Genomic DNA, 14050 nt, shown 5'->3' on the forward strand with positions numbered 1-14050 from the left:
GGACGCGACGCCTGATCGAGCTCGGCCGGGGCACGGCACCGGCATCTCGCGCTCAGCGCGCCGCCAGCCAGTCGTGGACCAGCATCGTCCAGCGACTCGGATCGTGGTTCCAGAGCTTGGTGTGACGCGCCCCCTCGAACACCTCGAACTGCACCAGGTCGGAGCGGACCTCGGCGAGCCGGCGCGACCCGTCGATGGGCACGAAGCCGTCGTCCTCGCTGTGCATGAGCAGAATCGGCACGTCCAGCTCGTCGGCGCGAGCGACGGCGTCGAGCGCCTCGAGGTCGATCGGCGCCGCGAGGCCGGTCAGCGTCCCGGCGAGCGGCGCGCTGAGCACGCGCGCGACCGCGCCGCCGAGCTCGGCGGGCAGGCCCAGGGCGCGACCCTGGAAGCGCAGGATGTCGGGCCAGTCGACGGCGGGCGACTCGAGGATCACGCCGACGAGGTGCTCTCGCACCTCGTGGGAACGGAACACGGTCTGCAGCGCGATCGATCCGCCCATCGACCAGCCCATGACGACGACGCGGCGTGCGCCGTGCTCGACGGCGAACCGGACCGCGGCGACCACGTCCTCCCACTCGGTGCCGCCGAGGCCGTACCGTCGGTCGTCGCTCGCGGGGGCCTCGCCGTCGTTCCGATACGAGATCAGCAGGGACGACCACCCCGCGCGAGTCGCCGGTTCGACCGCGCGCAGGCCCTCGTGGCGCTTCGCGCCGCGCCCGTGCACGACGACCAGCCAGTCCCGCGACGGATCGCCCGCGGCATCCGTCGCCGGGACGAACCAGGCCGGCGCCGCACCCAGCGGCGTCGGGACGACGACGTTCTCGTAGCGGTCCGCGACCTCCCAGGGGCCGAGGTGGACCCACCCGCTGATGCGGCCACGAGCAGCGCGGTCGAGGCGGCCGAACTCGACCGACTCCACGACTCGGCGCACCCGATGGCCGTCGTCGTGGAGCACGTCGCCGACGCGGGAATACCCCGAGTCCCGCTCGAACCACAGGCCGTACCGGCCGCGCATGCGTGCGTCCTCGGAGCCCGAGAGCACGACCTCCTCCGCCGCGAGATCGACGCGCTCGATGCGGACGTCGTCCGGACGCTCGAGCTCGGGGGTGACGACGCGACGCGCGAAGACGATCGCGGTCGCGGCGGTCGCGGCGGCGAATGCGGCACCGACGAGCGCGACGCCGCCGAGCACCGCGCCGACCGGTCCCACCGTGCGCTCCAGCTTCGACATCCCGCCTCCAGTTCCGTCGCCGGCCGGGGTCGTGCGGGGTCCCGGCCCGCTCGCGGCGCGCCGCCGCCGACCCCCGTGATCGAGACTCTAGTCTGCTCACGTGTCCGACTCGGCGACCACGCCTCCCCCTGAGTTCGCCGCAGCGCTCGAGTCGCTGCGAGCAGCGACACCGCGAGCCGAACTGCGCGTGTCGGAGATCGCCGCGCCATCGTCCCTCGCGCCGTGGGCCGTCGCGCTCGCGGCCGACCTGATCCCCGGGCGCCACGCGGAGGACTCCGAACTGGGCACCGGCCGGTTCGTCCTCCTCCACGATCCCACCGAGCCCGAGTCGTGGGGCGGTCGCTTCCGTGTCGTCTGCTTCGCGCAGGCGCCCCTCGAGACCGAGATCGGGATCGACCCATTCCTCGCGGATGTCGCGTGGTCGTGGCTCGTCGACGCTCTCGACGCGCGCGGCGCGCGCTACGTCGCCGCCTCCGGGACCGTGACGAAGATCCTCTCGACGGGCTACGGCGAGCTCGCCCGTCAGGGCGACGGCGCGGAACTCGAGCTCCGTGCGTCCTGGACGCCGCTCGACGCGGTGATCGCACCGCATGTGGAAGGCTGGAGCGAGTTGTTGTGCATGCTGGCCGGCCTGCCTCCGAGCTCGGAGGGGGTGACGGCCCTTCCCACACGGAGGAGGAGACGTGGCTGACGAGTACCACGTGATCGACTCCCGCCAGGGCTACGACGAAGCCGTCGAGGCCATCGCGGGAGGCGTGGGTCCGGTCGCGGTCGATGCCGAGCGGGCAAGCGGGTTCCGCTACTCGCAGCGGGCGTACCTGATCCAGATGTTCCGCCGGGACTCGGGCACGTTCCTCTTCGACCCGACCACGATCGGCGACTTCTCGAGCCTGCAGGCGGCGATCCGCGATGAGGAGTGGGTGCTGCACGCGGCCAGCCAGGACCTCGCGTGCCTCCGCGAGGTCGGGCTCGACCCGATCGGGATCTTCGACACCGAACTCGCGGCACGGCTGCTCGGCATGCCCAGGGTGGGGCTGGCGAGCGTGGTCGAGGAGCTCCTCGAGATCCGGCTCGCCAAGGAGCATTCGGCAGCCGACTGGTCGACCCGCCCGCTCCCCCAGTCCTGGCTGCACTACGCCGCGCTCGACGTCGAACTCCTCGTCGACGTGCGAGACCGCCTCGCCGAGCGCCTCGTCGATGCGGGCAAGGAGGTGATCGCGCGGCAGGAGTTCGACGCGACCGTCCATCGTGCGGCGAAGCCGCCCGCCGCCGAGCCGTGGCGGCGACTCAGCGGCATCCACGCCCTCAGGTCGCCGCGCAACCTCGCCGTCGCGCGCGCGCTCTGGCACGCGCGCGACGACCTGGCGGCAGAGACGGATGTCGCTCCCGGGCGCCTGGTGCCGGATGCCTCGATCCTCGCGGTCGCGAAGACCCTCCCCGAATCCAAGCGCGCACTCGCCGACCTCAAGGCCTTCAACGGACGGGCGAGCCGCACGGAGATCGACCGTTGGTGGGCGGCCGTCGAGGAGGCGAGGACCGCGCCGCCGCCGGCGTCCCGCGTGCCGAGCGACGCACCGCCGCCGCCGCGGGCGTGGGCCTCGCGCAATCCCGAGGCCGATGCGCGGCTCCGGCTCGCCAAGGCGGCGGTCGGCGACGTGGCCGAGGAGTTCGGCATGCCGGTCGAGAACCTCCTGACGCCCGATCACCTGCGTCGCCTGGCGTGGCATCCGCCCGTCGAGCCGACGCCGGAGGCCGTCGCCGCAGCGCTCGAGGAACTCGGCGCGCGGCCGTGGCAGGTTGAGGCTACCTCACAGATAATCGCCACCGCCTTTGTACAGGCGGCACAATCGCTCGAAGACGCCTCGCCGGAGGCTTCGTAGGAACCGGCAACCGATTCCGGCGGCCGCCGACGGCGTTCCTAGGATCGGGTGATCCTCCATTCGAAAGGGAGCTGCAGCGTGGCTGAACGAGCTGACGTCGTGTTCGTCGACGGGGTCCGTACCCCCTTCGGCAAGGCCGGCGAAAAGGGCATGTACTGGAACACCCGGGCCGACGACCTGGTGGTGAAGGCGATCGTCGGGCTCCTCGAGCGCAACCCGAACGCGCCGAAGGACCAGATCGACGACGTGGCCATCGCCGCCACCACCCAGACCGGCGACCAGGGACTCACGATCGGGCGGAGCGCCGCGATTCTCGCGGGCCTGCCGAAGTCGGTCCCCGGCTTCGCCATCGACCGCATGTGCGCCGGGGCGATGACCTCGGTCGCGATGCTCGCCGGGTCCATCGGCTACGGCCAGTACCGACTCGCCATCGGCGGCGGCGTCGAGCACATGGGCCACCACCCGATGGGTTCCGGCGTCGACCCCAACCCGCGGTTCGTCGCCGAACGGATGGTGTCGGAGGACGCGCTCGTCATGGGCGCGACCGCCGAGCGCATCCACGACCGCTTCCCGCACCTGACCAAGGAGCGCGCCGACCGTTACGCGCTCGGCAGCCAGCAGCGGACGGCCGCGGCCTACGAGGCCGGCAAGATCCAGCAGGACCTCGTGCCGGTCGCCATCCGCACCGGCGAGGGCTGGGGTCTCGCCACTCGCGACGAGGTCATGCGCCCCGAGACCACGCTCGAGGGGCTGGCTGGCCTGAAGACCCCGTTCCGCCCCCACGGCCGCGTGACCGCGGGCAACGCGTCGGGCCTGAACGACGGCGCGACCGCCGCACTGCTCGCGAGCGGCGACGCCGCGAAGGAGTTCGGCCTGAACGTCAGGATGAAGCTCGTGAGCTACGCCTTCGCGGGCGTCGACCCCGAGATCATGGGCATCGGCCCGGTGCCCGCGACCGAGAAGGCGCTTCGCCTGGCCGGCCTGAAGATGGACGACATCGGCCTGCTCGAGGTCAACGAGGCGTTCGCCGTGCAGGTGCTCTCGCTCCTCGACTACTACGGCATCGACGACGACGACCCGCGGGTGAACCCGTGGGGCGGCGCGATCGCCGTGGGCCACCCGCTCGCCTCGTCGGGCGTGCGCCTGATGAACCAGCTCGCCAGCCAGTTCGCCGAGCGCCCCGATGTCCGCTACGGCATCACGACGATGTGCGTCGGCCTCGGCCAGGGCGGAACGATGATCTGGGAGAACCCGAACTACTCGCGCAAGGCCGCGAAGAAGGCCTGAGGGAAGCGACGATGACCGACTACACGAAGATCGACTTCACCGAGCTCGCGGGCATGTTCGACGACGAGGTCGTCACGCACTCGTACGTTCGCGACGTCCCGCTGTCGGAAGGTCGCACGCTCGCCCTCGTGACCCTCGACAACGGACGCGACCACACGCGGCCGAACACGCTCGGGCCGAACACGTTGCTCGAGTACGCCGCCGCGCTCGACGGGCTGACCGCGCGCGCGGCCGCCGGCGAGATCCACGCCGTCGCGGTGACCGGCAAGCCGTTCATCCTCGCCGCGGGCGCGGACCTCTCGAAGGTCTCGGAACTGCCCGACCGCGAGGCCGCCCTCCGCATCGCGCAGCTCGGCCACCATGCGCTCGGCAAGCTGTCGCAGGTGGGCGTGCCGTCGTTCGCCTTCATCAACGGGCTCGCGCTCGGCGGCGGCGTCGAGATCGGGCTGCACGCCGACTACCGCACGGTCGACGCGTCGCTCCCCGCGCTCGCGCTCCCCGAGGTGTTCCTCGGCATGATCCCCGGCTGGGGCGGCGCGACGCTGCTGCCGAACCTCATCGGCATCGAGCACGCGCTGAAGATCGTCGTCGAGAACCCGCTGAAGCAGAACCGCACGATCAAGGCACCCGAGGTGCTCGAACTCGGCATCGCCGACGTCATGTTCCCGTCGGTGAACTACCTCGAGGACTCGATCCGCTGGGCCGACGACGTGATCTCCGGCCGCGTCAAGGTCAAGCGGCCGAACGAGCCCGGCAAGGTCGAGCGCCTCGTGAAGTGGGACGCGGCCATCGGCATCGCGAAGAAGATGCTGCTGAGCCGCATCGGCACCGTTCCCCGTTCGCCGTACGCGGCGCTCGAGCTGCTGAAGGCCGCGAAATCGGGCACCCGCGCCGAGGGTTTCGAGCGCGAGGACGAGATGCTCGCCGACCTCGTGTCCGGAGACCAGTTCCATGCCTCGATGTACGCCTTCAACCTCGTGCAGAAGCGCGCCAAGCGCCCGGCCGGCGCACCCGACAAGGCCCTCGCGAAGCCCGTGACGAAGGTCGGCGTCCTCGGGGCCGGCTACATGGCGAGCCAGTTCGCGCTGCTGTTCCTCCGCCGCCTGCAGGTGCCCGTGGTCATCACCGACCTCGACCAGGAGCGCGTCGACAAGGGCGTCGCCTCCATCACCGCCGAGATCGACACCCTGCTCGGCAAGGGCCGCATCTCCCCCGACGAGGCGAACCGCCTGAAGGCGCTCGTGCACGGCACGACCGACAAGTCGGAGTTCGCCGACTGCGACTGGGTCATCGAGGCCGTCTTCGAGGAACTCACGATCAAGCAGGACGTCTTCGCCGAGATCGAGAAGATCGTCTCGCCCGAGGCCGTGCTCGCGACGAACACGTCGTCGCTGTCGGTCGAGCAGATCGGCGCGAAGCTCGAGCACCCCGAGCGCGTGGTCGGGTTCCACTTCTTCACGCCGGTCGCGGTCATGCCGCTCATCGAGGTCGTCAAGACCCCGGCCACGGATGACGCGACGCTCTCGACCGCGATGGTCACCGCCGCGAAGCTCAAGAAGAACGCCGTCATCACGGCCGACACCCCGGGCTTCGTCGTGAACCGCCTGCTGGCGGTGCTCCTCGGCGAGGCCATGCGCGCGGTCGACGAGGGCACGTCCTTCGAGACCGTCGACCAGGCGATGGCCCCGCTCGGCCTGCCGATGGCCCCGTCGGTCCTGCTCGACCTCGTCGGGCTCAAGGTCGGCGCCCACGTGCTCGACACGCACCACGCTGCGTTCCCCGACCGCTTCTACCGGTCGGAGAACCTGCATCGGCTCGCCGACTACGGCAAGCTGCTGGAGAAGGACGACAAGGGCAAGGTCAAGGGCTTCGACAAGGGCGCCCTGAAGATCGTGGCGGGCGGCTCGAACCCGTCGGAGCCCGAGGAGATCCTCGCCCGCCTGCAGGACGGCCTCGCGCGCGAGACCAAGCTCATGCTCGACGACCGCGTCGTCGCGGCGGCCGAGGACATCGACCTCTGCATGGTGCTCGGTGCCGGCTTCCCGTTCCAGATGGGCGGGCTGACGCCGTACCTCGACCGGGTCGGTGCCTCCGAGCGCGTCTTCGGCGACACGTTCCACCACCCGCCGATCCGGGGCGTCGACGCCTGACCGGCGCCCGAGCGTCTCACGAGCGGCCCCCGACGCGATGTCGGGGGCCGCTCGTAGGCTCGAGCGCGTGACACGGTTCCAGTACTACGTCGCCTCGACGATCGACGGGTTCATCGCCGACGAGCACGACGGGCTCGAGTGGCTCCTCCAGTTCGGCATGGCGGACTTCGCCGAGCACTACGAACGGTTCCTCGCCTCGGTCGGCGCGCTCGTGCTCGGCGCGACCACCTACGAATGGGTGCTCCGCGAGGGCGGCGGGTGGCCGTACGGCGAGCTGCCGACCTGGGTCCTGACGCACCGGTCCCTCGACGTGCCCGAGGGCGCCGACATCCGGTTCGCCTCGGGCGAGGTCGGGGCCGTGGCGGATGCCGCAGCCGCCGCCGCGGGCGGCCGGAACGTGTGGATCATCGGGGGCGGGCCCGTCGCCGCGCAGTTCCTCGCCGCCGGCCGACTCGACGAACTCCTCGTGACCTACATGCCGGTCGCGCTCGGTCGCGGGCGCCCGCTGCTCCCGGTCACCACCGTGACGCCGGTGCTCACGCTCACGGGCGTCACGCGGCTCGGCGACGCGGTCGAACACGTGTACCGCGTCGGCTGAGCCGAGGCGCAGCGAGTCAGACCCGCGGCTGCGCGCCCGTGTCAGACCTGAGGTCGACGCCCGCGTTGCGGGCGTGCGGGAGCTTGCTGCCGAGCACCATGGCGGTGACGTCGCGCGCGATGTGCTGCGGCGTGAGGCCGACGCGCTCGAGGATGTCGCCGCGCGCCCCGTGGTCGAGGAACTCGTCGGGCAGGCCCACCTCCGTGACCGCGGTGTCGACCCCGGCCTCGCGCAGGTCCTGGCGGATGCGGGTGCCGATGCCGCCGACGCGGATGCCGTCCTCGATGCTCACGACGATGCGGTAGTCGCCCGCGAGCGAGACGACGCTCCCGGGCACGGGGACGACCCAGCGCGGGTCGACGACGGTGGCGCCGATACCCTGCGCCTCGAGCCGGCGAGCGACCTCGAGTCCGATGCCCGCCATCGGTCCGACCGTGACGATCAGGACGTCGCGTCGCTCGGACTCGGTGAGCACGTCGACGCCGTCGTGCGTACGACGGACCGCCTCGTACTCGGTGCCGACGGTCCCCTTCGGGAAGCGGAGCACGGTCGGGGCGTCGCTCACCCGGACCGCCTCCGCGAGTTCCTCGGCGAGGCGGACGGAGTCGCGAGGCGCCGCGATGCGGATGCCGGGCACGACCTGCAGGATCGAGAGGTCCCACACGCCGTGATGGCTCGGCCCGTCGGGGCCGGTGACGCCGGCGCGGTCGAGCACGAACGTGACGCCCGCCCGGTGCAGCGCGACATCCATCAGCACCTGGTCGAACGCACGGTTGATGAAGGTCGCGTAGACCGCGACGACGGGGTGCAGGCCTCCGAAGGCGAGCCCGGCCGCCGACGTCACGGCGTGCTGCTCGGCGATGCCGACGTCGAACACCCGGGTCGGGAAGCGTTCGGCCATGCGGTGCAGTCCGGTCGGGCGGAGCATCGCCGCCGTGATGCCCACGAGGCGCTCGTCCCGCTCCGCGAGCGTCACGAGCTCGTCGGCGAACACGCTGGTCCAGGACGGTGCCGAGGCGGTCTCGAGCGACTCCCCCGTCTCTGGGTCGATCTGGCCGACCGCGTGGAACTGGTCGGCGGCATCACGTCGTGCGGGCTCGTACCCGCGGCCCTTCTCGGTGATCGTGTGCACGATGACCGGTGCGCCGTAGTCCTTGGCCTGGCGGAGCGCCTCCTCGAGGGCGCGCTCGTCGTGACCGTCGATCGGGCCGATGTACTTGATGTCGAGGTTCGAGTACAGCGCCTCGTTTCCGCTGACGCGGCTGAGGAAGCCGTGCAGGCCGCCGCGGACGCCTCGGTAGATCGCACGACCGGGCGAGCCGAGCCGGTCGAACGCGCTGCGGCTCTTGAGGTGCAGCGAGCGGTACGACTGCTTCGTGCGCACCGAGTTGAGGAACCGCGCCATCCCGCCGATCGTCGGGGCGTACGAACGCCCGTTGTCGTTGACCACCACGACGAGGTTCCGGGTGTTGTCGTCGGAGATGTTGTTGAGCGCCTCCCACGTCATGCCCCCCGTGAGCGCGCCGTCGCCGACGACGGCGACGACGTGGCGGTCGCCCTGGCCGGTCATCTCGAACGCCTTCGAGATGCCGTCGGCCCACGACAGCGAGCTCGACGCGTGCGAGCTCTCGACGACGTCGTGCTCCGACTCCGAGCGCTGCGGGTAGCCCGCGAGGCCGCCGGTCTGGCGGAGCGTCGAGAAGTCCTTGCGGCCGGTCAGGAGCTTGTGCACGTACGACTGGTGGCCGGTGTCGAAGATGATCGGATCGCGCGGCGAGTCGAAGACGCGATGGATCGCGAGCGTGAGCTCGACGACGCCGAGGTTCGGCCCGAGGTGGCCGCCGGTCTTCGACACGTCGGCGACGAGCACCTCCCGGATCTCGCGGGCGAGCTCCTCGACCTGGTCATCGGTGAGCGCGTCGAGGTCGCGCGGTCCGCGGATCGTGTCGAGCAGCCTCATCCGTCGTGCCTCCGGGTGCGAGGGCGCCGTGCGCCCGGGTTTCGTTCGAGTGTACGCCGGGCGAGCTGGGAGCCCCGGCAGAGACCGGGGGCGGCGAGCCGAAGCCCGCCGCCCCCGTCGCGTGCCGTCGTCAGACGAGGCTGCGGAGCACGTACTGCAGGATGCCGCCGTTGCGGTAGTAGTCGGCCTCTCCGGGCGTGTCGATGCGGACGACCGCGTCGAACTCGACCGTCTGCTTGCCCTCGGGCGAGAACTCGCTGGGCTCGGCCGTGACGCGGACGGTCTTCGGCGTGACGCCCTCGTTCAGCTGCTCGAGGCCGGTGATCGAGACGATCTCGGTGCCGTCGAGGCCGAGCGAGTCGGCCGACTCACCCGCGGGGAACTGCAGCGGCACGACGCCCATGCCGATGAGGTTCGAGCGGTGGATGCGCTCGAAGCTCTCGGTGATGACGGCCTTCACGCCGAGCAGGTTCGTGCCCTTCGCGGCCCAGTCGCGGCTCGAGCCCGAGCCGTACTCCTTGCCGCCGAAGATCACGAGCGGGGTGCCCTGCGCCTGGTAGTTCATCGACGCGTCGTAGATGAACGACTGCGGGCCGCCGGCCTGCGTGAAGTCGCGCGTGTAGCCGCCCTCGATGCCGTCGAGGAGCTGGTTCTTCAGGCGGATGTTCGCGAACGTGCCGCGGATCATGACCTCGTGGTTGCCGCGACGCGAGCCGTAGGAGTTGAAGTCTTTCCGGTCGACTCTGTGGTCGGTGAGGTACCGTCCCGCGGGGCTGTCGGCCTTGATCGAGCCGGCCGGCGAGATGTGGTCGGTCGTGACCGAGTCGCCGAGCTTCGCGAGCACGCGCGCGCCGGCGATGTCGCTCACGGGCGTCGTCTCGATGGTCATGCCGTCGAAGTACGGGGGCTTGCGCACGTACGTCGACTCGGCGTCCCACTCGAAGGTCGCGCCGGTCGGCGTCGGCAGTGTGCGCCAGCGCTCGTCGCCCTCGAACACGCTCGAGTACTGCTTGTCGAACATGTCCTTGTCGATCGACGAGTCGATCGTCGCCTGGACCTCGGACGCGTCCGGCCAGATGTCCTTGAGGAAGACCTGGTTGCCCTCGCCGTCGGTGCCGAGCGGGTCGGTCTCGAAGTCGAAGTTCATCGACCCGGCGAGCGAGTACGCGATCACGAGCGGCGGGCTCGCGAGGTAGTTCATCTTCACGTCGGGGTTGATGCGGCCCTCGAAGTTGCGGTTGCCCGAGAGCACCGCGGTCACGGCGAGGTCGTTCTGCTGCACCGCAGCCGAGACCTCCTCGATGAGCGGGCCCGAGTTGCCGATGCAGGTGGTGCAGCCGTAGCCGACCGTGTAGAAGCCGAGGTCCTCGAGGTCCTGCGTGAGGCCGGCCTTCTCGTAGTAGTCGGTGACGACCTTCGAGCCGGGGGCGAGCGTGGTCTTCACCCACGGCTTGGCCTTCAGGCCCTTCCTGACCGCGTTGCGGGCGAGGAGGCCCGCGGCGAGCATGACGGACGGGTTCGACGTGTTGGTGCACGAGGTGATCGCCGCGATCGTCACGGCGCCGTGGTCGAGCGTGTAGCTCCCGCCATCCGCCGACTGCACCTTGGTCGGCTTGGACGCCGACTTCGGAGCGTGGCTGTGGTGGTGGTGCACGTGGTGGCTGTGCTCGTCCTCGGGGGTGTTGCTCGGCGGGTCGGACGCCGGGAACGACTCGGAGATCTCGAGGTCGACCAGGTCGTGCTCGACGTCGGCGTAGTTCGTGAGATCCTTCTCGAACTGCGACTTCGCCTCCGACAGGACGATGCGGTCCTGCGGTCGCTTCGGACCGGCGATCGACGGGACGACGGTGGCGAGATCGAGCTCGAGGTACTCCGAGTAGTCGGGCTCGTTCGCGGCGTCGTGCCAGAGGCCCTGCGTCCTGGCGTAGGCCTCGACGAGCGCGAGCTGCTCCTCGCTCCGGCCGGTGAGGCGCAGGTAGTCGACGGTGACATCGTCGATCGGGAAGATCGCGGCCGTCGAGCCGAACTCGGGGCTCATGTTGCCGATGGTCGCGCGGTTCGCCAGCGGCACGGATGCCACGCCCGAGCCGTAGAACTCCACGAACTTGCCGACCACGCCGTGCTTGCGCAGCATGTCGGTGATGGTGAGCACGACATCGGTCGCGGTGACGCCGGCGGGGATCGAGCCGGACAGCTTGAAGCCGACGACCTTGGGGATGAGCATCGACACCGGCTGGCCGAGCATGGCGGCCTCGGCCTCGATGCCGCCGACGCCCCAGCCGAGGACGCCGAGGCCGTTGACCATCGTCGTGTGCGAGTCGGTGCCGACGCAGGTGTCGGGGTAGGCGCGGGTCACGCCGTCCACGTCGCGGTCGTAGATGACCTTCGCGAGGTGCTCGATGTTGACCTGGTGCACGATGCCGGTGCCCGGCGGGACGACCTTGAAGTCGTCGAACGCCGTCTGGCCCCAGCGGAGGAACTGGTAGCGCTCGCCGTTGCGCTCGTACTCGATCTCGACGTTGCGCTGGAGGGCGTTCTCGCTGCCGAAGAGGTCGGCGATGACCGAGTGGTCGATGACCATCTCCGCCGGGGAGAGCGGGTTGATCTTGTTCGGGTCGCCGCCGAGGGCGACGACTGCCTCGCGCATCGTTGCGAGATCGACGATGCACGGCACGCCGGTGAAGTCCTGCATCACCACGCGCGCCGGCGTGAACTGGATCTCGGTGTCGGGATCGGCCGTCGGGACCCACGAGCCGAGCGCCTCGATCTGCTCCTTGGTGACGTTCGCACCGTCCTCGGTGCGGAGCAGGTTCTCGAGCAGCACCTTCAGGCTGAACGGGAGCTTCTCGTGCCCGGCGACGGTGTCGATCCGGTAGATCTCGTAGGAGGCGTCCCCGACCTGGAGCGTGTCCTTCGCCCCGAAACTGTTCACTGCAGACACGATGTCCTCTCCTTCGCGGATGCCACGGAAGCGGCCGTTCCCGGCGTCGCCCGCGGTGGTTCGCCGCGGGCCGCCCCAGCAAGGCTAGCCCAACCGCGTCGCCCGCCGACAGGCTGCCGGCGGCACCCGTGATTTATCTTGATGTCGAGATAACTGTATCACTCGGAGGCGGGCTTCGCCGGGTACACGGCACGCACGACCAGCCACGAGAACACCAGCAGCAGTGCGTACAGCGGCACGCCCATGAGCAGTCGGGTCGCACCGAGCGCCTCGACATTGCCCGCGAAGTAGAACGGCACCTGGACGACCAGGCGCGCGACGAACATGCCGAGCCACACGACGGTCAGGAACTGCATCGCGCGGTACTTCCGCCGCTCCTCGCGCCACGCGGTGCCGTCGCCCATGAGGAACCCGACGATGAGTCCCACCAACGGCCAGCGGACGAGGAGCGAGATGAGGATCGCGACGGCGTACGCGGCGTTCGTGTAGAAGCCGATGACGTAGTTGTCCTCGGCCCGGCCCGTCCAGAGCGCGAGCGCAGCGGATGCCGCGACGCCGATCAGGCCGGCGATGGCCTGCGTCGGCTGGCTCCGCGTGACCAGTCGCACGGCCGTGAACACGATCGCGAGCCCGAGCGAGGCGCCGAGCGCCCAGCCGAGCTCGCGCGTGAACGTGTAGACGACGAGGAACACGAGGCCGGGCAGGATCGCCTCCGCGAGCCCGCGGATCCCGCCGAGCGCACCGACGAGGTCGGCGGGCGTCAGGGTCTCGTCACGGGCGATCCGGCCGAGCCCGGACTTCTCGGCAGCGGCGGCGAGCTGCCGGCCGAACTCGCCCGACGCGGCATCCGGCTCGTCGTTCGCAGGACCGGCGACCTCGCCCTCGCGCTCGCGGCCCGTGCGGTCGGCGGAGTGGTCCTCGCTCACGCGGGCTGACCGCCCGATGACGGAGCCGGCATGCGCAGCGGGATCAGGTCGCGGGGCGGCATCGGGGTGTTGCCGCGCACGACCACGATCGAGCGGAAGAGGTCCTCGACCTTCGCCGCCGCGGCGGGATCGGCCGCGGCCTCCCCCGCGATGACGCCGCGGAGGAACCAGCGCGGGCCGTCGACGCCGATGAATCGCGCGAGCCGCATCCGGCCGGCCTGGCCGTCGGCGGTCGTCACCGGGATCTGGGCGAGCAGCTCCGGCCCGAACGTGCCCTCGCGCACCTGGGTGGTGCCGCCCTGGCGCGCGATCTGGTCGGCGATCTGGTCGCGGATCTCGTGCCACAGGCCGCTCGAACGCGGCGCCGAGAACGGCTGGACCTGCAGGGTCGAGTTCGCGTAGTCGAGGCCGACCGCGACGACGCGCTTGGTGCCCTCCTCGACCTCGAGGCGGAGGTGCAGTCCCTCCCGGGGCAGGACCTTGACTCCGCCGAGGTCGACGTAGGGCCGGACCGGGTTCGCCTCCGACTCGTCGAGCGGGCCGTTCGTCGCCCGGTCCTCCGGTGCGGACTTGGGGTGGTTGACGGGGATGTCGTCGATGTTCTCGATGTCGCTCACGCGCGTGCTCCTGACTGGTTCGCCCGGAATCCGGTTGACCCGAATCCGCCTTCGCCGCGAAGGCTCCCGGGCAGCTTCTCGACCTCGACGAACCGCGCACGGCTCACCGGCATGACCACCAGCTGGGCGATCCGGTCGCCCGCCTCGATCCGGTACGACTCACGGGCGTCGGTGTTCAGCAGTGCGACCTTGATCTCGCCGCGATAGCCGGCATCGACCGTTCCCGGCGCGTTCACGATGGTGATGCCGTGCCTGAACGCCAGGCCGGATCGCGGGACCACGAAGGCGACGTAGCCGTCAGGCAGCGCGATCGCGACGCCCGTGCCGACGGTGGCGCGCTCCCCCGGCTGGAGCACCACGGGCTCGGCGGCGTGGAGGTCGGCCCCGGCATCGCCCGGATGAGCGTAGGAGGGGACGTGGTCGGCCGTGATCAGCACATCGACGGAATCGGTCACCG

At 70.8% G+C, this 14050-nt stretch carries 11 protein-coding genes; 5 read left to right on the top strand and 6 right to left on the bottom strand.

Annotated features, from left to right (window positions below; translation table 11 throughout):
- Window positions 1-52: 52 nt before the first annotated feature.
- The gene (locus tag ACULK2_RS10230) at window positions 53-1234 is read right to left on the bottom strand and encodes an alpha/beta hydrolase family protein (protein WP_445967145.1); all 1182 of its coding nucleotides are present in this window, start codon (window positions 1232-1234) and stop codon (window positions 53-55) included.
- A gap of 100 nt (window positions 1235-1334) precedes the next feature.
- On the opposite strand from ACULK2_RS10230, the gene ACULK2_RS10235 reads away from it, so the two are divergent.
- From ACULK2_RS10235 to ACULK2_RS10255, 5 genes are all read left to right on the top strand, one after another.
- A complete protein-coding gene (locus ACULK2_RS10235) occupies window positions 1335-1925 on the top strand; it encodes a DUF3000 domain-containing protein (RefSeq protein ID WP_445967146.1) in 591 nt (196 codons plus the stop codon).
- On the top strand, window positions 1918-3114 hold the full coding sequence (locus tag ACULK2_RS10240; protein WP_445967147.1) for a ribonuclease D: 1197 nt from the start codon (window positions 1918-1920) through the stop codon (window positions 3112-3114). Before ACULK2_RS10235 ends, ACULK2_RS10240 begins: the two co-directional genes overlap by 8 nt.
- A gap of 78 nt (window positions 3115-3192) precedes the next feature.
- Window positions 3193-4401: a thiolase family protein gene (locus tag ACULK2_RS10245; RefSeq protein WP_445967148.1), complete on the top strand. Its 1209-nt coding sequence runs from the start codon at window positions 3193-3195 to the stop codon at window positions 4399-4401.
- 11 nt (window positions 4402-4412) lie between these two features.
- Window positions 4413-6551, top strand: a complete 2139-nt coding sequence (locus tag ACULK2_RS10250) for a 3-hydroxyacyl-CoA dehydrogenase NAD-binding domain-containing protein (RefSeq protein WP_445967149.1) — start codon at window positions 4413-4415, stop codon at window positions 6549-6551.
- Window positions 6552-6618: 67 nt separating this feature from the next.
- A complete protein-coding gene (locus ACULK2_RS10255; protein WP_445967150.1) occupies window positions 6619-7149 on the top strand; it encodes a dihydrofolate reductase family protein in 531 nt (176 codons plus the stop codon).
- A gap of 16 nt (window positions 7150-7165) precedes the next feature.
- On the opposite strand, the gene dxs is transcribed toward ACULK2_RS10255, so the two are convergent.
- The 5 genes from dxs to dut all read right to left on the bottom strand — a co-directional run bounded on the left by dxs (window position 7166) and on the right by dut (window position 14048).
- Window positions 7166-9109 carry a 1-deoxy-D-xylulose-5-phosphate synthase gene (gene dxs, locus ACULK2_RS10260; RefSeq protein ID WP_445967151.1) on the bottom strand — a complete coding sequence of 648 codons (1944 nt, stop codon included), beginning with the start codon at window positions 9107-9109 and terminating at the stop codon, window positions 7166-7168.
- Window positions 9110-9239: 130 nt separating this feature from the next.
- Window positions 9240-12050 carry an aconitate hydratase AcnA gene (acnA, locus tag ACULK2_RS10265; protein ID WP_445967152.1) on the bottom strand — a complete coding sequence of 937 codons (2811 nt, stop codon included), beginning with the start codon at window positions 12048-12050 and terminating at the stop codon, window positions 9240-9242.
- A gap of 158 nt (window positions 12051-12208) precedes the next feature.
- Entirely contained in the window at window positions 12209-12976 is a 768-nt protein-coding gene (locus tag ACULK2_RS10270) for a DUF3159 domain-containing protein (RefSeq protein WP_445967153.1), read from the bottom strand.
- Window positions 12973-13593 carry a DUF3710 domain-containing protein gene (locus tag ACULK2_RS10275; RefSeq protein ID WP_445967154.1) on the bottom strand — a complete coding sequence of 207 codons (621 nt, stop codon included), beginning with the start codon at window positions 13591-13593 and terminating at the stop codon, window positions 12973-12975. Before ACULK2_RS10275 ends, ACULK2_RS10270 begins: the two co-directional genes overlap by 4 nt.
- Window positions 13590-14048, bottom strand: a complete 459-nt coding sequence (gene dut, locus ACULK2_RS10280) for a dUTP diphosphatase (RefSeq protein ID WP_445967155.1) — start codon at window positions 14046-14048, stop codon at window positions 13590-13592. Before dut ends, ACULK2_RS10275 begins: the two co-directional genes overlap by 4 nt.
- Between the last annotated feature and the right edge of the window lie 2 nt (window positions 14049-14050).

Source organism: Agromyces molybdatiresistens (assembly GCF_052748445.2).

Excerpts from the sequence above, each read along its gene's own strand:
- ACULK2_RS10250 (WP_445967149.1), top strand. The coding sequence starts at position 4,413 with ATGACCGACTACACGAAGATCGACTTCACCGAGCTCGCGGGCATGTTC.
- ACULK2_RS10230 (WP_445967145.1), bottom strand. The coding sequence starts at position 1,234 with ATGTCGAAGCTGGAGCGCACGGTGGGACCGGTCGGCGCGGTGCTCGGC.
- dxs (WP_445967151.1), bottom strand. The coding sequence starts at position 9,109 with ATGAGGCTGCTCGACACGATCCGCGGACCGCGCGACCTCGACGCGCTC.